At 68.3% G+C, this 19351-nt stretch carries 23 protein-coding genes; 12 read left to right on the top strand and 11 right to left on the bottom strand.

The annotated features are described in order from the left end of the window. Positions 1-11: 11 nt before the first annotated feature. Complete coding sequence (locus tag ACWGI2_RS12820; protein ID WP_453395469.1) at positions 12-1679, bottom strand: ABC transporter substrate-binding protein; 1668 nt, start codon at positions 1677-1679, stop codon at positions 12-14. Between the two features lie 160 nt (positions 1680-1839). Here ACWGI2_RS12820 and ACWGI2_RS12815 point away from each other — a divergent pair, with 160 nt between their 5' ends. The 3 genes from ACWGI2_RS12815 to ACWGI2_RS12805 all read left to right on the top strand — a co-directional run bounded on the left by ACWGI2_RS12815 (position 1840) and on the right by ACWGI2_RS12805 (position 5327). Further along, positions 1840-2568 carry a FadR/GntR family transcriptional regulator gene (locus ACWGI2_RS12815; RefSeq protein ID WP_453695742.1) on the top strand — a complete coding sequence of 243 codons (729 nt, stop codon included), beginning with the start codon at positions 1840-1842 and terminating at the stop codon, positions 2566-2568. A gap of 35 nt (positions 2569-2603) precedes the next feature. Further along, a complete protein-coding gene (locus ACWGI2_RS12810; RefSeq protein WP_453695248.1) occupies positions 2604-4487 on the top strand; it encodes a beta-galactosidase in 1884 nt (627 codons plus the stop codon). 240 nt (positions 4488-4727) lie between these two features. Then, the gene (locus ACWGI2_RS12805; RefSeq protein ID WP_453695247.1) at positions 4728-5327 is read left to right on the top strand and encodes a hypothetical protein; all 600 of its coding nucleotides are present in this window, start codon (positions 4728-4730) and stop codon (positions 5325-5327) included. A 9-nt stretch (positions 5328-5336) separates the two neighbouring features. Here ACWGI2_RS12805 and ACWGI2_RS12800 read toward each other — a convergent pair whose 3' ends face one another. Continuing rightward, the gene (locus ACWGI2_RS12800) at positions 5337-5939 is read right to left on the bottom strand and encodes a hypothetical protein (protein ID WP_453695246.1); all 603 of its coding nucleotides are present in this window, start codon (positions 5937-5939) and stop codon (positions 5337-5339) included. Between the two features lie 82 nt (positions 5940-6021). On the opposite strand from ACWGI2_RS12800, the gene ACWGI2_RS12795 reads away from it, so the two are divergent. After that, a complete protein-coding gene (locus ACWGI2_RS12795) occupies positions 6022-6516 on the top strand; it encodes a GNAT family N-acetyltransferase (protein WP_453695245.1) in 495 nt (164 codons plus the stop codon). A 32-nt stretch (positions 6517-6548) separates the two neighbouring features. Beyond that, entirely contained in the window at positions 6549-8027 is a 1479-nt protein-coding gene (locus ACWGI2_RS12790; protein ID WP_453695244.1) for a membrane-associated oxidoreductase, read from the top strand. A 90-nt stretch (positions 8028-8117) separates the two neighbouring features. On the opposite strand, the gene ACWGI2_RS12785 is transcribed toward ACWGI2_RS12790, so the two are convergent. Continuing rightward, the gene (locus ACWGI2_RS12785) at positions 8118-8402 is read right to left on the bottom strand and encodes a DUF397 domain-containing protein (RefSeq protein ID WP_453695242.1); all 285 of its coding nucleotides are present in this window, start codon (positions 8400-8402) and stop codon (positions 8118-8120) included. Next, positions 8384-9217, bottom strand: coding sequence for a helix-turn-helix domain-containing protein (locus ACWGI2_RS12780; RefSeq protein WP_453695241.1), 834 nt, complete (start codon positions 9215-9217; stop codon positions 8384-8386). The genes ACWGI2_RS12785 and ACWGI2_RS12780 overlap by 19 nt, the downstream gene beginning before the upstream one ends. A 118-nt stretch (positions 9218-9335) precedes the next feature. On the opposite strand from ACWGI2_RS12780, the gene ACWGI2_RS12775 reads away from it, so the two are divergent. The 3 genes from ACWGI2_RS12775 to ACWGI2_RS12765 are packed head-to-tail and all read left to right on the top strand — an operon-like array spanning position 9336 to position 10444. Continuing rightward, a complete protein-coding gene (locus ACWGI2_RS12775) occupies positions 9336-9557 on the top strand; it encodes a hypothetical protein (protein WP_453695240.1) in 222 nt (73 codons plus the stop codon). Continuing rightward, positions 9554-9775 (top strand): hypothetical protein, encoded by a 222-nt coding sequence (locus ACWGI2_RS12770; RefSeq protein WP_365817154.1) that lies wholly within the window; start codon positions 9554-9556, stop codon positions 9773-9775. The genes ACWGI2_RS12775 and ACWGI2_RS12770 overlap by 4 nt, the downstream gene beginning before the upstream one ends. Positions 9776-9820: 45 nt before the next feature. Further along, positions 9821-10444 carry a DUF1266 domain-containing protein gene (locus tag ACWGI2_RS12765; RefSeq protein WP_453695238.1) on the top strand — a complete coding sequence of 208 codons (624 nt, stop codon included), beginning with the start codon at positions 9821-9823 and terminating at the stop codon, positions 10442-10444. 3 nt (positions 10445-10447) lie between these two features. On the opposite strand, the gene ACWGI2_RS12760 is transcribed toward ACWGI2_RS12765, so the two are convergent. Then, positions 10448-11125 (bottom strand): AIM24 family protein, encoded by a 678-nt coding sequence (locus ACWGI2_RS12760; protein WP_453695237.1) that lies wholly within the window; start codon positions 11123-11125, stop codon positions 10448-10450. A gap of 109 nt (positions 11126-11234) precedes the next feature. On the opposite strand from ACWGI2_RS12760, the gene recO reads away from it, so the two are divergent. Together recO and ACWGI2_RS12750 are read left to right on the top strand one after the other, a co-directional pair. Continuing rightward, positions 11235-11987: a DNA repair protein RecO gene (recO, locus tag ACWGI2_RS12755; RefSeq protein WP_160504937.1), complete on the top strand. Its 753-nt coding sequence runs from the start codon at positions 11235-11237 to the stop codon at positions 11985-11987. Positions 11988-12019: 32 nt separating this feature from the next. Next, complete coding sequence (locus ACWGI2_RS12750) at positions 12020-12841, top strand: isoprenyl transferase (RefSeq protein ID WP_453395458.1); 822 nt, start codon at positions 12020-12022, stop codon at positions 12839-12841. 76 nt (positions 12842-12917) lie between these two features. Here the strand turns inward: ACWGI2_RS12750 and ACWGI2_RS12745 are convergent, their stop codons facing one another. From ACWGI2_RS12745 to ACWGI2_RS12730, 4 genes are all read right to left on the bottom strand, one after another. Beyond that, positions 12918-13331 (bottom strand): Fur family transcriptional regulator, encoded by a 414-nt coding sequence (locus ACWGI2_RS12745; protein ID WP_453395457.1) that lies wholly within the window; start codon positions 13329-13331, stop codon positions 12918-12920. 80 nt (positions 13332-13411) lie between these two features. Then, entirely contained in the window at positions 13412-14305 is an 894-nt protein-coding gene (locus ACWGI2_RS12740; RefSeq protein ID WP_453395900.1) for a metal ABC transporter permease, read from the bottom strand. A gap of 5 nt (positions 14306-14310) precedes the next feature. Next, positions 14311-15120: a metal ABC transporter ATP-binding protein gene (locus ACWGI2_RS12735; protein ID WP_453695235.1), complete on the bottom strand. Its 810-nt coding sequence runs from the start codon at positions 15118-15120 to the stop codon at positions 14311-14313. Positions 15121-15155: 35 nt separating this feature from the next. Next, positions 15156-16148 carry a metal ABC transporter substrate-binding protein gene (locus ACWGI2_RS12730; protein WP_453695233.1) on the bottom strand — a complete coding sequence of 331 codons (993 nt, stop codon included), beginning with the start codon at positions 16146-16148 and terminating at the stop codon, positions 15156-15158. A gap of 144 nt (positions 16149-16292) precedes the next feature. Between ACWGI2_RS12730 and ACWGI2_RS12725 the strand changes: the two genes are divergently transcribed. Together ACWGI2_RS12725 and ACWGI2_RS12720 are read left to right on the top strand one after the other, a co-directional pair. Next, on the top strand, positions 16293-17672 hold the full coding sequence (locus ACWGI2_RS12725) for a glycine--tRNA ligase (RefSeq protein ID WP_453395454.1): 1380 nt from the start codon (positions 16293-16295) through the stop codon (positions 17670-17672). 96 nt (positions 17673-17768) lie between these two features. Then, positions 17769-17975, top strand: a complete 207-nt coding sequence (locus ACWGI2_RS12720) for a hypothetical protein (RefSeq protein ID WP_453695232.1) — start codon at positions 17769-17771, stop codon at positions 17973-17975. Between the two features lie 10 nt (positions 17976-17985). Here the strand turns inward: ACWGI2_RS12720 and ACWGI2_RS12715 are convergent, their stop codons facing one another. Both ACWGI2_RS12715 and ACWGI2_RS12710 read right to left on the bottom strand, forming a co-directional pair. After that, complete coding sequence (locus ACWGI2_RS12715; protein ID WP_453695230.1) at positions 17986-18720, bottom strand: alpha/beta fold hydrolase; 735 nt, start codon at positions 18718-18720, stop codon at positions 17986-17988. A 32-nt stretch (positions 18721-18752) separates the two neighbouring features. After that, positions 18753-19334 carry a TetR family transcriptional regulator gene (locus ACWGI2_RS12710; RefSeq protein WP_453695228.1) on the bottom strand — a complete coding sequence of 194 codons (582 nt, stop codon included), beginning with the start codon at positions 19332-19334 and terminating at the stop codon, positions 18753-18755. Positions 19335-19351: the final 17 nt, after the last annotated feature.

Here is a 19351-nt window from a genome sequence, read left to right as displayed (position 1 = left end):
GGGGCCGGTGGCTAGCCGGCCCACTTGGCCTGGAGGAGATTGATGCCCGGATAGGGCTGGGCCTTGATGCCGGTGAGCTTCTTCGGGTCCCAGGCGGTCATCAGCTCGTTGTGGACGACCGGGTAGATCACCGCCTGCTCGGCGACGATGTCGATGTAGTCCTGGACCATGGCCTTCTTCTTGGTCGCGTCGGGTTCGCGCGTCGCCTGGTCCATGTCCTTGAAGAGCTTCTTGGCGGTGGAGTTCTTCGCCCAACGCGCGTAGCCCATCCACAGGTTCTCGGGCCCGTAGTTGTAGTGCATGATCAGGTCGGGGTCGATGCCGAACTGGTTGGGGTTCGATGCGGCCGCCACGATCTGGTAGTCCTTCTTCTGGTCCATCTTGGTGAAGACGGCCGTGGTCTCCTGCGGGTCCAGGGTCGTCTTGACGCCGATCGCGTCCCACGAGGCCTTGATGGTCGGCAGACAGTCGACGATCCAACTCACGTTCACCGCCATGAGGTTGACCGACAGGTCCTTGACCCCGGCCTCCTTCAGGAGCTTCTTCGCCTTCTCGGGGTCGTACGCGTAGACCGTCTTCGCCGGGCGGTAGGCGGGGTTGGACTCGTTCAGGAACGAAGTCGACGCCTTGCCATGGCCCTTGAGCGCGACCTGGATCATCTTCTCGGTGTCGATGGCGTAGTGCAGGGCCTGGCGCACGCGTACGTCGTCGAAGGGCTTGTGCGCGGTGTTGAACATCAGGAACAGGTTGTTCATCCCCGCCCCGCCCTCGACGGTGAGCCCGCCCTTCTTGAGCTGCTCGATGTTGGCGTACGGGATGTTGTCCGCGATCTCCGAGTCCGCGCTGCCGCCGGAGATCTTCGCGACGCGGGGTGCCGCGTCCACGATGGTCAGCCAGTTCATCTTCTTGAAGGCGGCCTTGCGCGGGCCGTTGTAGTCCTCGAAGGCCTCGAAGGTGGTGTTGGACTTCGGGGCGTGCGACGCCTGCTTGTACGGGCCTGAGCCCACCGCCTTGCCCTTGGTCGCGTCGTCCCAGGCGCCCGGCTTGGAGAAGACGTGCTTCGGCATGATCTTGGCGAGGGAGAGACGGGCGATGCCGTCCGGGAACGGGAACTTCAGGACGAGCTCGACGGAGGTCGCGTCGACCTTCTTGACCTCCTTCAGCCAGCTCTCGAAGAAGCCCTTGGCCAGGGTCTGCGTCTTCGGGTCCAGGATGCGGTCGAAGACGAACACCACGTCGTCGGCGGTCACGGGCTTCCCGTCGTGCCACTTGGCGCCGGGCCGCAACGTGAACTTCCAGGTGGTCGCCTTGTCGTCGGTGGGGACCTCCGTGGCGAGCGCGGCGTACGGCTCGCGGGTGATCGGATCGGTGCCCAGGAGACCCTCGTAGATGTGTTCGTTGCCGGCCATCGCGAAGGCGGACGCGGTCTGCGTCGGATCCCAACTGCCGTCGTTTCCATAGCCGATGACGGCGGTGAGGGTGGAGTCCCCGCCCTTGCCGCCGCCACCTCCGGCGTCGTTCGTGGACTCGGGCCCCGACGAGCAGGCGGAGAGCGTGGTGGTGATGGCGGCGGCCGCGCCCAGCGCACCGGTGTACTTGAGGAAGGACCGACGGTCCGGTGCGGGTCCGGTGTCTCCGGTGCCGCCGGTGGAGCCGATGCGGGTCTTGTGGTCGCTCACTGTGTCTCCCTTGAGAGATCCCACGTCCTACGTCATGGTGGCGTGGCGACCATAAGAGCGCCACGAGGGCCGGTCAAGAGATCGCGCACGGATCCGAATCCGGGCCGTGCGGAACGATGTTGGTCCGGAGGTGGGACGTGGGATGTCATCCGTGCCTACGATGTGCCGCATGCCTCAGGAGCCAGTCCGCGAACGGCGCGTGGGCAGCCAAGTCCAGCGCGCGGTCATGCAGTTGATCCTCGACAGAGGGCTACGGCCGGGCGCGCTGCTGCCCACCGAGGCCGAGCTGATGGAAGAGCTGGGGGTCAGCAGGAACTCGGTGCGCGAGGCACTCAAGGCACTCCAGGCCCTGGACATCGTGGAGATAAGACACGGCTACGGGACGTATGTGGGGCAGGCGTCGCTGATGCCGCTGGCCGATGGCCTCACGTTCCGTACGTTGGTGCAGCTGGCGGACGACACCCATGCGCTGGCGGAGATCCTCCAGGTGCGGGAAGTGCTCGAAGAGGGCCTGGTGCGGCGGGTCGCGGTGCTGCTCACGGACGAGGAGTTGTGCCAACTGGAGGCGCTGGTACGCAAGATGGAGGAATCGGCGGACGGCGGCGCGGCCTTCCCGGACCTCGACCGCGAGTTCCACGAGACGCTCTACCGCTCGCTGGGCAACGAGCTGGTGCCGCAGCTGCTCGGCGCGTTCTGGAACGTCTTCAACCGGGTGGCAGGGGTGCGGGGTTGGGCCCGAGATCCGGCGCCGGACGTGACGGTGAGCAGGCACCGGGACATCGTGACGGCCCTGCGGGCACGGGACGTGGAGCGGGCGCAGCGGGCGATGGCGGATCACTTCCGGGGGATCGAGGCGCGGTCGGGCCAGGAGTCGAGGGGCGTGGGATGAGGGGCGCGGGGCGCGGGGTGAGCGAGGGACAAGGGATGAGGCTGAGTCACTTCTATGACCGGGTTACGTCGCTGGGGTACGGGGGTGACTACAACCCCGAGCAGTGGGGCCCGGAAGTCCACGCCGAAGACGCCGAGTTGATGCGCGAGGCGGGCGTGAACCTCGTGACGCTTGGGATCTTCTCGTGGGCGAAGACGGAGCCCGCCCCGGGAGCGTACGACTTCACCTGGCTGGACGGCCACATGGACCGACTGGCGGAGGCGGGCGTAGCGGTCAGCCTCGCGACGATGACGGCGTCCCCGCCACCGTGGCTGACGCGCCTGCACCCGCAGACCCTCCCGGTCCTGGAGGACGGCACCCGGCTGCACCCCGGCTCCCGCCAGCACTGGTGCCCGTCGAGCCCGGTCCACCGCCGCTACTCGGTACGCCTCGCGGAACGCCTGGCCACGCGCTACGGAACACACCCCGCCCTCGCCCTGTGGCACATCGGCAACGAATACGGCTGCCACATCTCACGCCACTGCCACTGCGAGGTGTCGACGGCGGCGTTCCGCAGGTGGCTGCGGGAGCGCTACGGCACGGTGGCGGCCCTGAACGACGCATGGTCGACGGACTTCTGGTCGCAGCGCTACGGCACCTTCGAGGAGATCCACACCCCGCGCAAGGCCCCCTCGTTCCGTAACCCGGCCCAGCAGCTCGACTACTGGCGCTTCTCGTCGGACGAGCTCCTCGCGTGCTACCTGGCGGAGAAGGACGTCCTGACCCGCATCACCCCGCACATCCCCGTGACGACGAACTTCGTCCCGGTGGCGAAGACGCTGGACCTGTTCGCGTGGGCCCCGCACCTGGACGTGGTGGCGTACGACTCGTACCCGGACCCGCACGATCCGGAGTCACTCCACCGGACGGCGTTCTCGTACGACGTCATGCGCGGCTTGAAGGGGGGACAGCCGTGGCTGCTCCTCGAACAGGCGCCGGGTGCGGTGAACTGGCGGGAGCTCAACGGAAGAAAACCGCCGGGCCGGATGCGCCTTGACAGCTGGCAGGCGGTGGCGCACGGCGCGGACTCGGTGCTGTTCTTCCAGTGGCGGCAGTCGCGTGGGGGAGCGGAGAAGTTCCACTCGGCGATGGTGCCGCACGGGGGCCGTGAGACGCGGATCTTTAGGGAGGTACGGGAGCTGGGCGCGGAGCTCGCACGCCACCCCGACCTGCTGGGCTCCCGCCCCGAGCGGGCGGACGCGGCGCTGCTCCTGGACTGGCCCAGCTGGTGGGCCCTGGAACTGGACGCGCACCCCAGCGCGGACGTGACGCTCCTGGAGGCGGCCCTGGCCCACCACAAGCCGCTGTACGACGCGTCGGTGGCTTGTGACGTGGTCCCGGCGGACGGGGATTTCACCGAGTACCGCTTGCTCCTGATCCCCAACCTTTACTCGGTGACGAAGGAGACCGCGGAACGAATCCGCGCGTACGTCCACGGGGGCGGCACGTTGCTCATGTCCTACTTCTCCGGAATCACGGACGAACACGACCGCGTCCACCTCGGCGGCTACCCGGCCCCCTTCCGCGAACTGCTCGGCCTCCGCGTGGAGGAGTTCGATCCCCGCCCCGACGGCACGTGGTCGGAGGAGATCCAGCTGGAAGGAGCGGAGGCGGTGATCTCGTCCCCCGACGGCCGCCCGGCGGTGACCCGCCACGCGTACGGCGAGGGAGTGGCCTGGTACTTGACCACGCGCCCCGCCCCCAAGGAGATGCGGGAACTCCTCGACCGGGTGCGGACGGAATGCGGCGTGAACCCGGTCCTCCCGGACCTCCCGGAAGGGGTACAGGCGCGGACGCGGGTGACGGCGGCGGGGGAGCGGGTGCACGTGGTGCTGGATGAGCGGGACCTGAGCGTGGAGGTACGACGGGGGCGCTGCTGAGCGCCGCGGCGGCGGGTCCGGGCCGGGGGCGACTGCGGAAATTTCCCGGGGCTGGCAGAGAAGAATCCTGCTCACCCCACCTCCGCGTGGGATTTTCCTGCAACCCGCCGTCCCGCGACCCGCCGCCGCGACGGCCGCCGCGGGACGTTAGCGGGACGTTAGTCGGACGGCGCTGGATCATCAGCGGCGGCGGAGAGTCTTGTTCTGTCGAACCGCACCACCGGACAGAACGGGAAGAACATGTCGCACGCCACCCTCCTCCACGCCCGCAAGGCCGCAGCCGCCATGGTGATCACCGTCGCCGCGTTCGGCCTCACCGCCTGCCAGGGCGGCGGAAACGACAGCTCGTCATCCTCAGCCCCCGCTTCCGCTTCCGCGACCAAGTCCGACAATTCCGGCAAGACCGGTGGGGACTCCGCCGGCGGCAGCAAGACGACGGGCACGGCGGACGAGTCCGGGAAGCGCTGTACCGACCAGATGAACTACGCGGGCGACCCGAGGTCGAACGCCGAGATCAACTCCATCGGTACGGACACCGGCACCTGCCCCACGCCGATCAAGGAAGACAAGCCCTCGGGCACGCCCAACAAGTCCGGTACGAGCTGCACGGACCAGCTCGACTACGCGGGTGACTCGCGGTCGAACGCGGAGATCAACAGCATCGGCGCGGACACCGGCACCTGCCCCACCCCGGAGAAGGGCAACAAGCCCTCGGGCACGCCCAACAAGCCCGGCGTCAGCTGCACCGACCAGATCAACTACGCGGGCGACTCCAGGTCGAACGCCGAGATCAACTCCATCGGCGCGGACACCGGCTACTGCCCGCCGGTCAAGAAGTAGCGAGACCGGCTACGCGTCGAGGTTCTCGCGGAGCGCGTCGACGACGTGCTCGGGTGAGAACTCAAGGAGCCAGTCCATGAACAGCACGCCGTACTCGTCCCGCGCCCGACAGACGATGGCGTCGCCATCCTCGGGCGCGGTCAGGCCGAACCTCTCCTCCAGCCAGACGAGATATTCCGCGTGCCCCACGCTGTGCTCCTCGTCCTCGTCCCACTCCCAGTCGGGCAGATACCACTCGTGGTCGATCGCCAGCAGGCGGAACAGCTCCCGCAGGCCGGACGCGACGACGTCGAGGTCACCCTCGTCCCCGAAGAGGACGACGGGCAGCGTCGCGAGATCGGCACGGTCGTCGCAGCGCCACAGCGCGTAGAACGAACCGGAGCCGGTGGCCTGGGCGAAGGGCACGAGACGGTCCAGGCGGGCCCGCAACTCCGGAGAGTCGGTCACGCCCAGCCACTCGACGAGACCGGCGTCGCGCCGCCCGTACTCATACATCTCGAACCCGTCGGCGAATCCCGCCTTCCCGGGCCCGTCGTGGAACTCCTTGAGCAGGTTCAGCTCGGGTATGGGTGAGTAGGCGGTGCCCATGGTGTCGTTCACGGCGTCGTCCACGACATCTCCTCGGCGAGGGGCGGTTCGGGTATCGGACGCTACCGCCCACCACTGACAGCGAGGGCCCGGATAGGTTTCAGCCATGCCCGAACTCCAGCGCCTGCGCGCCGATCACGCTCCTGCCCTGCTCGCCTTCGAGCGCGAGAATCGGACGTACTTCGCGAAGTACGTGCCCGACCGTGGCGACGCCTACTTCGCCGAGTTCGATGCGCGGCACGAGGCCCTGCTCGCCGAACAGGCCGCCGGGGACTGCCACTTCCACGTACTGGTGGATGCTGAGGGTGCGGTCGTCGGACGTGTCAATCTCGTCGACGTGGCGGACGGCGAGGCCGAACTCGGCTATCGCATCGCCGAGCGGGCTGCCGGACGCGGGCTCGCCACCGGTGCCGTACGGCAGGTCTGCGGGGTCGCCGGCGCGGAGTACGGGCTTGCTGCCCTGCGGGCGGCGACGGATGCGGAGAACGCGGCCTCGCGGGCGGTGCTCGTGCGTGCCGGGTTCGTGGTCGTGGGCGAGGTGGACATCGACGGGCACGGGCGCACCGAGGTGCGCTATCGCCGTGCCACGGCCGCTGGTTGACACATGATCCGTCCCACGCAAGAGTCGCGCCGGTGGAGATCACGGATCTGAGCGAGGCCGAGCGACAGGTGTGGGACGCCTTCCCGTTGGGGCGGCTCGTCGACTTCCGGCAACGCACGAGGGAGCCCGCCGATCTCGGCGCCGACTGGGGCCCCGGGCGGACCGTGCGGGCCGAGGTGCTCCGGGCCCTGCTCATCGACGGGCCACGCCAAGAGGGCGAGACCCCCGTCCTGCGGCTCAACGGAGCCCGCATCACCGGCAAGCTCGACCTCCAGTACGCGGAGGTCGCGGGGGCCATCCACCTCTGGGCCTGTTACTTCGACGAAGAACTGGACATCTACGGAGCGCAGTTACGGCAGCTGAACCTCGGCTGGTCCGTGTTCCCCGGCCTGTACGGGGTCGGGCTGCGGGTCGATGGCTCGCTGCGGATGACCGGGGTCCGCGTCCGCGGAAACGTCCGGCTCGGCGGCGCACGCATCTCCGGGGCCCTTTTCCTCGACAGGGCGCAGCTGGGCGAGGAAGGGGCGGCCGCCGACCCCGATCAGCCCATCCTGACCCTCAGCCGCGTCACCATCGACGACGACCTCACCGCCGACAAGGGCTTCACCGCCCACGGGATGGTCCGCCTCGTGGGAGCGGTCGTCGCCGGGACCATCACGTTGGACGACGCGGTGCTCAACAACCCGGGTGGTACCGCCCTGAACGCGTCGAACCTGAGCTGCGGTACGGATCTGCACGCGGAGCGCCTCGTCGCGCACGGCCGGATCAATTTGCGGGGTGCCCGCATACCGGGGCAGGTCAATTTTGAGTACGCACGGCTCTCGAATCCGGGGCGGACGTGCTTGCGGGCCAGCGGGTTGATCGCGGGCACTCTCTGGCTGCGCGGCGCGACCCGATTGGAGGGCACGGTCACGTTGCGCGGCTTGCAGCTCGACCTGCTGCACATCTCTCCGGAGATCTGGCCCGACGAGGTGCGACTCGACGGCCTGACGTACGCCAGGCTCGGCCCGCACGTGCCTGCCGAGCAGTGGCTCCCGGTTCTGGAGCGGGACACCGACGGATACGTTCCGTACGCCTACGAGCAACTCGCCGCTGCGTACCGTCACATCGGCGATGACGCCGCCGCCCGCACCGTCCAGCTCGCCAAGCAACGCCGCCACCGCACCACCCTGCCCTGGTACGCCAAGGCCTGGGGCTACCTCCAGGACATCACCGTCGGCTACGGCTTCCGGCCCACGCGGGCCGCGGTCTGGCTGCTCTCGCTGCTGCTGATCGGCTCCGTCACGTACGCGGTGCGGGAGCCGGCGGCGCTGAAGCCGAAGGAGGCCGCGGAGTTCAACCCCGTCTTCTACACGCTGGACCTGCTGCTCCCGATCATCGACTTCGGCCAGGAGCACGCGTATGCCTCGCGGGGCGCGTACCAGTGGTTCGGGTACGCCTTGGTCATCCTGGGCTGGACCCTCGCCACGACGATCGCGGCGGGCATCACGCGGTCGATCAGCCGCCAGTGAGGTGGCGCGGCGCTTCGGCTGGGCGGTGTGTATGTTCCCTGCGGGCCGGTGGGGGCTGGTCGCGCAGTTCCCCGCGCCCCTTCGGGACGCTCACCTCAGGCGGTCTCCCACGTTCCTCACGAACGCCGCCCACGCTTCGGCGCGGATGAGTAGGGCGGGGCCCTGGGGGTTCTTGCTGTCCCGTACCGGGACGATGCCGGGGACTCCGTCGGCCACCTCGACGCAGTTGTCACTTTCGTCGCCGCTGCTGTAGCTGCTCTTGCGCCAGCGGGCGGCGCCGATGAAGTCGTACGCCACCTCGACGCAGTTGCCGCCCTCGCCGTTGCTGTAACTGCTCTTGCGCCAGCGTGCGTTGCTCAGGTCGTACTCGTGCATCGTCTGTAGTCCTCCGCCGCCGACTCGACCAGGGCGAGGGACGCCTCCGGCGACAGTGCGGCACCCCTGAGCAGATCGTATGCGCGCTGTGCTCTCACCACCACTGCCGGTTCGTCGACGAGGGTTCCCGAAAACGACGTCTCTGTATAGGCAGTTGGCGGCGCGTCCTCGAAGTCCATGAGCCTCAGGTCCCCGACCATCGCGGCGTGCGCTCCCGCCTCGTACGGCAGCACCATCACCAACACCTGCCGCTCCCGCATCAGCGACGCCACGTGGTCCAGCTGCTGCGCCATGGCATCCGGGCCGCCTACCGGGATGTACAGCGCGTTCTCGTGCAGCACCACCCAATACTCAGGCCTTGTGGCGTCCTTGAGGATGCCCGCCCGCTCCAGCCGGGCGCCGACGATCTCGTCCACGTACTCGTCCGTGACGAACGGGTTAGCCGCCAGTGTCACCGCCCGCGCGTACGCGGCGGTCTGCAACAGGCCCGGAACCAGCGTGGGTGCGAACTCACAGATCCGCGTGGCGAGCGTCTCAAGCTCAACGACTGCTGTGAAGTAATCCGCATACCGCTTGTCGTCGATCAGCTTGCGGCACATCCGCTCGAAAATACCGTCGGATTGCAGTACCTCATCGATTCGCTGCGCAACATCCAACTGCGGTTTACGAATAGCCTGTTCGAATTGGCCGATGTACGCGCCGGACACAAAAACCTGAAGCCCCAGCGCCGACTGCGTAAGTCCCGCATCCTCCCGCCGCCGCTTCAGCTCCGCCCCGAAGAACTCCCACGCCGCCTGCCGCGAACCATTGGCCATGGCCAACCACCCTCCGCTGCCCCGCAGTTGTAGGAGACAGACTCCTGTCGAGTCTAGGTGGATTCCGTCACCGTAGGGATGCGAAGAGTGAGATCCGACGGCAAAGGGGAGCCACCCGATGGGTGAGAACAAGGCGCACGCGCCGGTATGCGTCGCAGAGGCGGAGGAGACCATGAAAGAATTGCGCACCGCACTCGCGAAGGCGGGAATTACGTTGCCTTCATTGCGGATCGACCCCACATCTTTGGCCCGAGAGGCGCCCTGCCCGCTCATTGAATTGGGCGGATGCCGCGTCGAGACGGCCGCCCGGCTGGCCGCCGCGCTGGGGGTGGCGCCATGAACCTCTACCTCCCCGTCGGCGCGTACGCCGTGGACACCCGCACCGGACAGGTGGGCCGGGTCATGGGCCACGAAGGGCCCTACGTCCAGCTCCGCCCCTTCGGCGGCGGGCGGGAGTGGGACTGCGCGCCGGACGCGCTGCGGACCGCCACCACGTCGGAGCGGCTACGGGCCGCGACTGCCTATGCGAACGCACGGAGCCGGGGCGAAGTCCCGTGACGTAGGTGAAGCCCCATGGCATCCCGTGGCATAGGGTGCGGCGCCATGGCCATATGGAAGTGGGGCAAGCCCAAGGTCGAGTCCAAGTACCCGACACAGCTCACCATGCACCAGCTCTGGATGGTGTCGCTGAGCGCGCCGGTCAGCCGGGACAAGGACGCCTCCCGGACGACTCTGTACCCGTTCACCCGCGTCGACGACGGCAAGGCGCAGAAGTGGCTGGCCGAGCAGTGGGAGATCACCGCGCCCGAGCAGCTGCTCGGGCGCCTGAGCGGGCTCGCGAGCACCGGCTATCGCGCCATGGCCCGGCAGCGCATCGGCGTCGCACCGCTGGCATGGGACATCGCGCTCTACGTGGACATCTCACGGCGCGGCTTCGCCTGCGGGATGCTGAGCGAGGCTGACACCTGGGCCCGGCTGAAGAATGTGGTGCCGACGGTGGCGGGGACGTACGCGTCGTGGAACGAGTACGCCGACCACTATCTCCTCGGCAGGAGGGTGTGGCGGGACAGCCTCCAGGGGACGCAGGACGCGGACTTCCCCGCGCCCCAGGCCGCCTCCGACGCCCACCTCCGGAGCCTCCTGGACCCCGCGAACCGGACGAGCCCGTGGAACCTCGCCCCTTGGGAGGCAATCAGCCGCCCCGACCAGGCGCGCCGCGGCGGCTAGGCCCTAGTGCTGGGTCGGCTTCGACGGCGTCAGCTCGCTCGGACGCACGATGACGTACCCCTCACCGCGCAGCATCAGCTGCACCGCCTCGCCGGAACCGCCCCTGATCATGGAGCCGATGGACTGCGAGCGGTGCAGCGAGGTGTCCAGGTTCGCGGTCCAGCCGACGACCGCGTCCGTGTCGACGTACACCGGCTGCTGCGGCGACACCGGGATCACCAGGGGGTTGCCGTCGCAGACCAGGCCGAGCTGCCCGGAACCCGTGAAGACGCTGTTGAAGAGGCCGCCGCCCGTGACGCCCGCGCCCTTCACCGTCTTGATCTCGTACGAGAGCGTCGAGTCGAAGCACAGGACGTTGCGGCCGTTGACGGTGAGGACGTCGCCCGGCTCGATGTCGACGATGAAGCAGTTCTGCGCCTCGTGCGCGAACCACGCCTCGCCCTGGCCGCGCACCGCCATCAGCGGGAGACCCTCACCGGTCACCGCCCGCTTGAGCATGCCGCCCACGCCCTGGCCCTTGCGCTCGAACTGAAGGTCGCCGCGGTAGGCGATCATCGCGCCCTGCCGTGCGTGCATCTCGCCGTTGACCGCGTACTTGATGGACTTGGCGTTCTGGAGGGTCATCCCGGGGACGACGGACTGTTGCGCCATGTGCTCCGTGGAGAACAGCTCACTCTTCATGCGGGCATTTTGTCAGGTGTGAGTCAAATGGCCAGAGGTTGAGGCGAAGTGGAACGGGGTTGGAGCGACCCAGGCCACGGCTGTCGGCCCCGTACGCGAGAATGGGCCCATGAGTCTGTTCCGTGATGACGGCATCGTGCTGCGCACCCAGAAGCTGGGTGAGGCGGACCGCATCATCACGCTGCTCACCCGCAGCCACGGCCGGGTCCGCGCCGTCGCCCGCGGCGTGCGGCGGACCAAGTCCAAGTTCGGCGCCAGGCTCGAACCCTTCTCCCACGTCGACGTCCAGTTCTTCGCGCGCGGCAGCGAACTCATCGGGCGCGGCCTGCCGTTGTGCACGCAGAGTGAGACCATTGCTCCGTACGGTGGCGGAATCGTCACCGACTACGCGCGCTACACCGCGGGCACGGCCATGCTGGAGACGGCGGAACGCTTCACCGATCATGAGGGTGAGCCCGCCGTGCAGCAGTATCTGCTGCTCGTGGGCGGCCTTCGCACCCTCGCCAACGGCGAGCACGAGCCGCACCTCATCCTCGACGCGTTCCTCCTCCGCTCCCTCGCCGTGAACGGGTACGCACCCAGCTTCAGTTCCTGCGCCAAGTGCGGAATGCCCGGACCGAACCGGTTCTTCTCCGTCGCCGCCGGCGGCTCCGTCTGCGTCGACTGCCGGGTGCCCGGCAGCGTCGTACCCTCGATGGAAGCCCTCGGCCTGCTCGGCGCGCTGCTCACCGGAGACTGGGAGACGGCGGACGCGTGCGAGGCACGGCATGTCAGGGAGGGCAGCGGGCTTGTTTCCGCCTATCTGCACTGGCACTTGGAGCGCGGGCTCCGCTCATTGCGGTACGTAGAGAAGACCAAGTAACAGAGATACAGCTAGGTAGGAGAGAGCCCCCCATGGCACGACGCGGAATCCTCGGACGGTCCCGCCGTGAGTACAAGGCCCCCGAGCCGCACCCCTCGGGCGCCACACCGCCGAAGATCCCCGGCGAGCTGGTGCCCAAGCACGTGGCGATCGTCATGGACGGCAACGGACGCTGGGCGAAGGATCGCGGCCTGCCGCGCACCGAGGGGCACAAGGTCGGCGCCGAGCGCGTACTCGACGTACTGCAGGGCGGCATCGAGATGGGCGTCGGGGCGATCTCGCTCTACGCCTTCTCCACCGAGAACTGGAAGCGTTCTCCGGACGAGGTGAAGTTCCTGATGAACTTCAACCGCGACTTCATCCGCAAGACCCGCGACCAGCTGGACGAACTCGGCATCCGGGTGCGCTGGGTGGGCCGCATGCCCAAGCTGTGGAAGTCGGTCGCCAGGGAGCTGGAGATCTCCCAGGAGCAGACCAAGGGCAACGACAAGCTCACCCTGTACTTCTGCATGAACTACGGCGGCCGGGCCGAGATCGCGGACGCCGCACAGGCGCTCGCCGAGGACGTGAAGGCGGGGCGGCTCGACCCCTCCAAGGTCAGCGAGAAGACCTTCGCGAAGTACCTGTACTACCCGGACATGCCGGACGTCGACCTCTTCCTGCGCCCGAGCGGCGAACAGCGCACCTCCAACTACCTTCTCTGGCAGAGCGCTTACGCCGAGATGGTCTTCCAGGACGTGCTGTGGCCGGACTTCGACCGCCGTGACCTGTGGCGCGCCTGCCTCGAATACGCCTCGCGCGACCGCCGCTTCGGCGGGGCGATCCCGAACGAGCAGCAGATCGCCAACAGTTAGCCCGGAGCGAGCCGTACGTATGTGAGGGGCCCCACCGTCAGCGCGACGGTGGGGCCCCTCACATACGTACGCGTGGCTACTTGCTCGCGCACTCCGCGCACGTGCCGAAGATCTCGACCGTGTGCGCCACGTTCACGTACCCGTGCTCCGAGGCGATCGCCTCGGCCCACTTCTCCACCGCCGGGCCCTCGACCTCGACCGCCTTGCCGCACACCCGGCAGACCAGGTGATGGTGGTGGTCGCCGGTGGAGCAGCGGCGGTAGACCGACTCGCCCTCGTCGGTGCGCAGCACGTCGACCTCGCCCGCGTCGGCGAGGGACTGGAGCGTCCTGTAGACCGTCGTCAGGCCTACTGAATCGCCTTTGTGCTTCAGCATGTCGTGCAGGTCCTGCGCACTGCGGAACTCGTCCACCTCGCCCAGGGCCGCCGCCACCGCGGCGCGCTGCCGCGTGGATCGGCCTCGTACCGGGGGTCCCGCAGCCGTTGTCACAGGTGCCTCCTCAACTGAAAAACTCGCACGATCGCCCGCACATCTGTCATATCCCGTCGGGCCATTGTGCCAGCTCGCTCTCAGACGGTGACCTCGTCGCCCGACCGCCGGGCCTCGGGGACGTCCGCCGTGCATGTGGCGTCGGCGGCGGCCACGGCCCGTGCGCGCCGCCGCGCCAGGGGCGTTGCGAGGGCGGTGAGGACGACGAAGACGCCGATCGCCATCAGGACGATGGTCGCCCCGGGCGGCACGTCCTCGTAGTACGACGTGACCGTGCCGGACAGCGTCACGGCGGTGCCGATGACCACCGACAGGATGAACGTCACCTTGAACGAGCGGGTGATCTGCTGGGCTGCCGCGACCGGCACCACCATGAGCGCGCTCACCAGGAGCAGACCGACGACGCGCATCGCGACGGTGACCGTGACGGCGGCGGTGACCGCGATCAGCAGGTTCAGCGCGCGGACGGGCAGCCCCGTGACCCGCGCGAACTCCTCGTCCTGGCTCACCGCGAACAACTGCTTGCGCAGGCCGACCGTGACGAGCACCACAAAGGCCGCCAGCAGGCAGATCGCCGTGACGTCGGAGTCCGAGACTGTCGAGAGCGAGCCGAAGAGATACGAGGAGAGATTCGCGTTCGAGCCGGTGTCCGAGAGGTTGATCAGCAGGACACCGCCCGCCATACCGCCGTAGAAGAGCATCGCCAGCGCGATGTCACCGCGCGTCTTGCCGTACGCCCTGATCAGCTCCATCGTCACCGCGCCGACGACGGCGATCAGCGTCGCCATCCACACGGGGCTCGAATTGAGCAGGAAGCCGAGACCGACACCCGTCATGGCGATGTGCCCGATGCCGTCGCCCATCAGGGCCTGGCGGCGCTGGACGAGGTAGATGCCGATGGCGGGGGCCGTGATGCCGACGAGGACGGCGGCGATCAGCGCCCGCTGCATGAATTCGGTCTGGAAGATTTCCATCATCATCAGGTCAGCAGTCCCGTCCGGATCGGCTCGTGCTCGTCGGCCGAGTGCGGATGTACGTGGTCGTGGCCGGGCAGGGCGTGCTGGCCGACCGCCTTCGGGGGCGGGCCGTCGTGGGTCACGCAGCCGTCGCGCAGGACCACCGCGCGGTCGATCAGCGGCTCAAGTGCGCCGAGCTCGTGCAGGACGAGCAGGACCGTCGTACCCGCCGCGACCTGCTCGCGCAGCGTCTGCGCGAGGATCTCTTGGCTCGCCAGGTCGACGCCCGCCATCGGCTCGTCCATGATCAGCAGCTCGGGCTCGGACGCGAGCGCGCGGGCGATGAGCACACGCTGGTGCTGGCCGCCGGAGAGGGCGCTCACGGAGTCCTTGGCGCGGTCGGCGAGGCCGACGAGCCCGATGGCCCGGTCGACCGCCGCGCGGTCCGCCTTCGTCGCCCAGCCCAGCGTCGACAGCTTCGTACGCGAGAGCCGGCCGGCCGACACGACCTCGCGGATCGTCGCGGGGACACCGCTCGCCGCCGTCGTGCGCTGCGGTACGTAGCCGATGCGGGCCCACTGCCTGAAGCGCTTCAAGGGGGTGCCGAAGAGGCTGATGTCGCCGCCGGTGAGGGGGACTTGGCCGATCACGGAACGGACGGCGGTGGATTTGCCGGAGCCGTTCGCGCCGAGCAGGGCGACGACCTCACCGCGCCCGACGGTGAGGTCGATGCCGCGCAGCACCGGGCGCGCGCCGAGGGTGGCCGTGGCCGCCCGCACGGATATGACGGGCGGGGTGGGCTCCGCTCCGGCCGTGGTTTCCGTGGCTCCCATGGCGTGCGCCTCCGATACTGCCGCTGCCTGTCGTGTCACTTCGCGCCGAGGGCCTTCTGCAGCGCGGCGAGGTTGGACTCCATGACCCCGATGTAGTCATCGCCCTTGGACTTGCCCGTAATTCCCTCGAGGGGGTCCAGGACGTCCGTCTTGAGGTCCGCGTCGGAGGCGAGCGTCTCTGCGGTCTTGTCGCTGGCGAGGGTCTCGAAGAACACCGTGGACACGTCGTCCTTCTTCGCGATGTCCTGGAGCTCCTTGATGCGGGCGGGGCTCGGGTCCGACTCGGGGTCGATTCCGGCGATGCCCTCCTGGTCAAGGCCGTAGCGCTCGGCGAGGTAGCCGAAGGCTGAGTGCGTGGTGATGAAGGTCTTGGTCTTCGTGTTCTTCAGGCCGCCCTCGAACTTCGTGTTCAGCGCGTCCAACTTCTTGACCAGGGCCTTCGTGTTCTTCTTGTACGCCGCCGCGTGGTCGGGGTCGGCCTTCTCCATCGCCTTGCCGACGCCCTCGGCGACCTCGGCGTACTTCACCGGGTCGAGCCAGATGTGCGGGTCGGCACCGGCTTCGCCTGCGCCTTCCTCGTCGTGGCCGTGCTCTTCTTCCTCGGAGTGCTCTTCGCCCTCGTGGCCGTGGTCGTGGCCGACGCCGGTGCCGTGCTCTTCGAGCTTGGTGAGCTTCGCGGCATCCACGGTGTTCTTCACGCCGGACTGGCCGATGGCGTCGTCGACGGCGGGCTGGATGCCCTTGAGGTACAGGATGAAGTCCGATTCGCCCAGCTCGGCGGTCTGCCGCGGGCTGAGCTCCAGGTCGTGCGGCTCGACACCCGGCTTGGTCAGGGTGTCCACGGAGACGTGCTCGCCGCCGATCTCCTGGGCGAGGTACTGCATGGGGTAGAACGACGCGGTCACGTTCAGCTTGCCGTCGCCGTTCTTGTCCGCGGCGCTGGAGGACGAGCAGGCGGACAGAGCCGTGAGCCCGAGAACCGTGGCGGATGCGACGGCGACGGTGGGTATGAGGCGACGTACGTTCATGACACTCATTTTCAACAAATCTGGAAACGATTGTCAACTAAGGGTCTCCGCGGGCGCAGACCCGGAACCGATTTGATTAGGGGGGTAAGGCCGCCGGTAACCTGAAGCATTCGCTTCGCCCACCGTCGTAATGAAGAGAGCACCGTGGCCGCCGACAAGATCGACAGCATCGTCAGCCTGAGCAAGCGCCGTGGCTTTGTTTACCCGTGCAGTGAGATCTACGGCGGCCAGCGTGCCGCCTGGGATTACGGGCCGCTCGGCGTCGAGCTCAAGGAGAACCTCAAGCGCCAGTGGTGGCGTTACATGGTCACTTCGCGCGAGGACGTCGTCGGTATCGACTCGTCGGTGATCCTGGCCACGGAGGTCTGGCAGGCCTCGGGTCACGTCGCGACGTTCTCCGACCCGTTGACCGAGTGCCTCTCCTGCCACAAGCGGCACCGCGCCGACCACCTGGAAGAGGCGTACGAGGCCAAGCACGGCCGCCCGCCCGAGTCCCTGGCCGACGTCAACTGCCCGCACTGTGGCACCAAGGGCCAGTTCACCGAGCCCAAGCAGTTCTCCGGCATGCTCTCCACGCACCTCGGCCCCACGCAGGACAGCGGCTCCGTCGCCTACCTGCGCCCCGAGACCGCGCAGGGCATCTTCACCAACTTCGCCCAGGTCCAGCAGACTTCGCGCAAGAAGCCGCCGTTCGGCATCGCGCAGATGGGCAAGTCCTTCCGCAACGAGATCACGCCCGGCAACTTCATCTTCCGGACCCGCGAGTTCGAGCAGATGGAGATGGAGTTCTTCGTCAAGCCGGGCGAGGACGAGAAGTGGCAGGAGTACTGGATGGAGCAGCGCTGGAACTGGTACACCGGCCTGGGCCTGCGCGAGGAGAACATGCGGTGGTTCGAGCACCCGAAGGAGAAGCTCTCCCACTACTCCAAGCGCACCGCTGACATCGAGTACCGCTTCCAGTTCGGCGGCAGCGAGTGGGGCGAGCTCGAGGGCGTCGCCAACCGCACGGACTACGACCTCTCCGCGCACTCGAAGGCCTCGGGCCAGGACCTGTCCTACTTCGACCAGGAGGCCGGCGAGCGCTGGACGCCGTACGTCATCGAGCCCGCGGCGGGCGTAGGCCGCACGATGCTGGCGTTCCTCCTTGACTCGTACATCGAGGACGAGGCGCCGAACGCGAAGGGCAAGCTGGAGAAGCGGACGGTCATGCGCTTCGACCACCGCATCGCGCCGGTGAAGGTCGCGGTTCTGCCTCTCTCGCGCAACCCGGAGCTGTCGCCGAAGGCGAAGGGCCTCGCCACGGCCCTCCGCCAGAACTGGAACATCGACTTCGACGACGCGGGCGCCATCGGCCGCCGCTACCGCCGCCAGGACGAGATCGGCACGCCGTACTGCGTGACGGTCGACTTCGACACCCTGGACGACAACGCGGTGACGGTGCGCGAGCGTGACTCGATGAAGCAGGAGCGGGTCTCCCTCGACCAGATCGAGGGCTACCTCGCCTCGCGCCTGGTGGGCTGCTGACGCCTGGCCCCCGGTGGGGCACTCGCTGAGTGAAGCTTGAAAGAAGGCCCCGGTTCCGCACACGGAACCGGGGCCTTCTGCTGCACACTGTTCGCCATGCCTTCGATGACCACGAGCAAGGTCAGCAGATGGGACCAGCACGGGCGCGAGCATGTGGTGCACGTGCAAAAGGCGGGCGTCCAGCGCCAGTTGAGCTGCGACACGTGCGGCTGGGGGAAACGGGTGCAGTTCCTGCCGTGGCTGAAGGCGGAGGAACACCTCGCGGAGGCGCACCAGGCGACGGTGGATCCTTCGGGGCCTTAGGCCTTAGGCCTTAGCTACGGTTGGGGGCCTGCTGCCGGGCAAAGCGGCGCACGGCATCGGTGAAGGCGCCTGGGTCGTCGAAGTTCGCGAGGTGCCCCGCCCGCGGGATCAACTCGACGCGGGCGTGCGGATGCGCGCGGGCGAAATCCCTCTCGCCGGACCGGAAGACGGTGTCCTTCTCGCCGTTCAGGATGAGTACGGGGGACGCCACGTGACGCATCGAGCCCGCGTCGAAACGGCCCAGAACCTCGCCCCAGGCGGCCGGAAGCGTGTGGAACGCGTAGCCGGCGCGGATGGTCGCCGCCACTACCTCGGGTGGATAGAGCCGGCGAAGCAACCGGTCGTTCCACCGGGCCAGCCGGTCCGCCGGCAGGCGAGGGACGAGACCGGCGACCCACCGATACGGCGTTGCCCACCGGCCGCGGGTCGTGGCGCTGGCCCCGGCGAGGACCAGACCCCGCACCTGTTCGGGGAAGCGCCGCGCGAACTCCAGCGAGGCGTACCCGCCGAGTGAGTGCCCGACGACCAGAGCGGGCCCATGACCGAGCGAGTCCACCGCGGAAGAGATGATCTCCGTCGCCGCGGTCAGGCTCCAGGGCTGAGCGGAACGGGCGCCGTGCCCCGGCAGATCAACAGCGGCAACCCGGAAGTCCCCCTGGAGCGCGGCGAGCTGAGGACTCCACTGCCCCGCGCTGAACCGCGTCCCGTGCACGAAGACGATGGGTGGTGTGTCCGGTGCCGTCATAAGTGCCCCCCCGAGCGGAATTGAAATGCGGGCTAGCGGCGCAGGCCGCGTACGACCAGGTCGACCACCGCCGTGAAGGCGGCCTCGATGCCTGGCTTTGACCATTCGCCCGCGTACGCCGGGTCGTGGAAGCGGTTGGTGGCGTCGAAGACTGCGCGGGACGTGGAGGCGGGGTCCGTCGTCGTGAACGTGCCCTGGGTGGCGCCCTCTTGGATGATCGTGGCCAGTTGGTCCGTGAGGTCGGCGATGTGGCGGTCCACCACTCCGCTGTTCTCGCCCGTCAACACCGTGTACGTGGCGAACAGTTCGGGGTCGTCGCCCGCCTTGTGCTGCTTGGCCTCGAAGAGGCCCGTGAGCCAGTCGCGGAGCTTCGCCTCGGGGGGCTCGGTGCCGGTGACGATTCCGGACAGGGCCTCCGACGTACGGTCCAGCCACCGCTTCGTGACCGCCTCGCGCAGCTCCGCCTTCGTACGGAAGTGGCGGTAGACCGTGCCATGGCTGACCCCGAGGGCGCGGGCCACGTCCACGACCGTGGCCTTCGCCGCGCCATGGCGGCGCAACATGTCCTCCGTGGCTTCGAGGATGCGCTCAGGGGTCAGGGTGCCGGTTGCCATGACAGTGACCGTACCCG

It is taken from the genome of Streptomyces sp. NPDC054866 (genome assembly GCF_053610745.1).
This window is presented reverse-complemented; position numbering and strand designations above follow the sequence as displayed.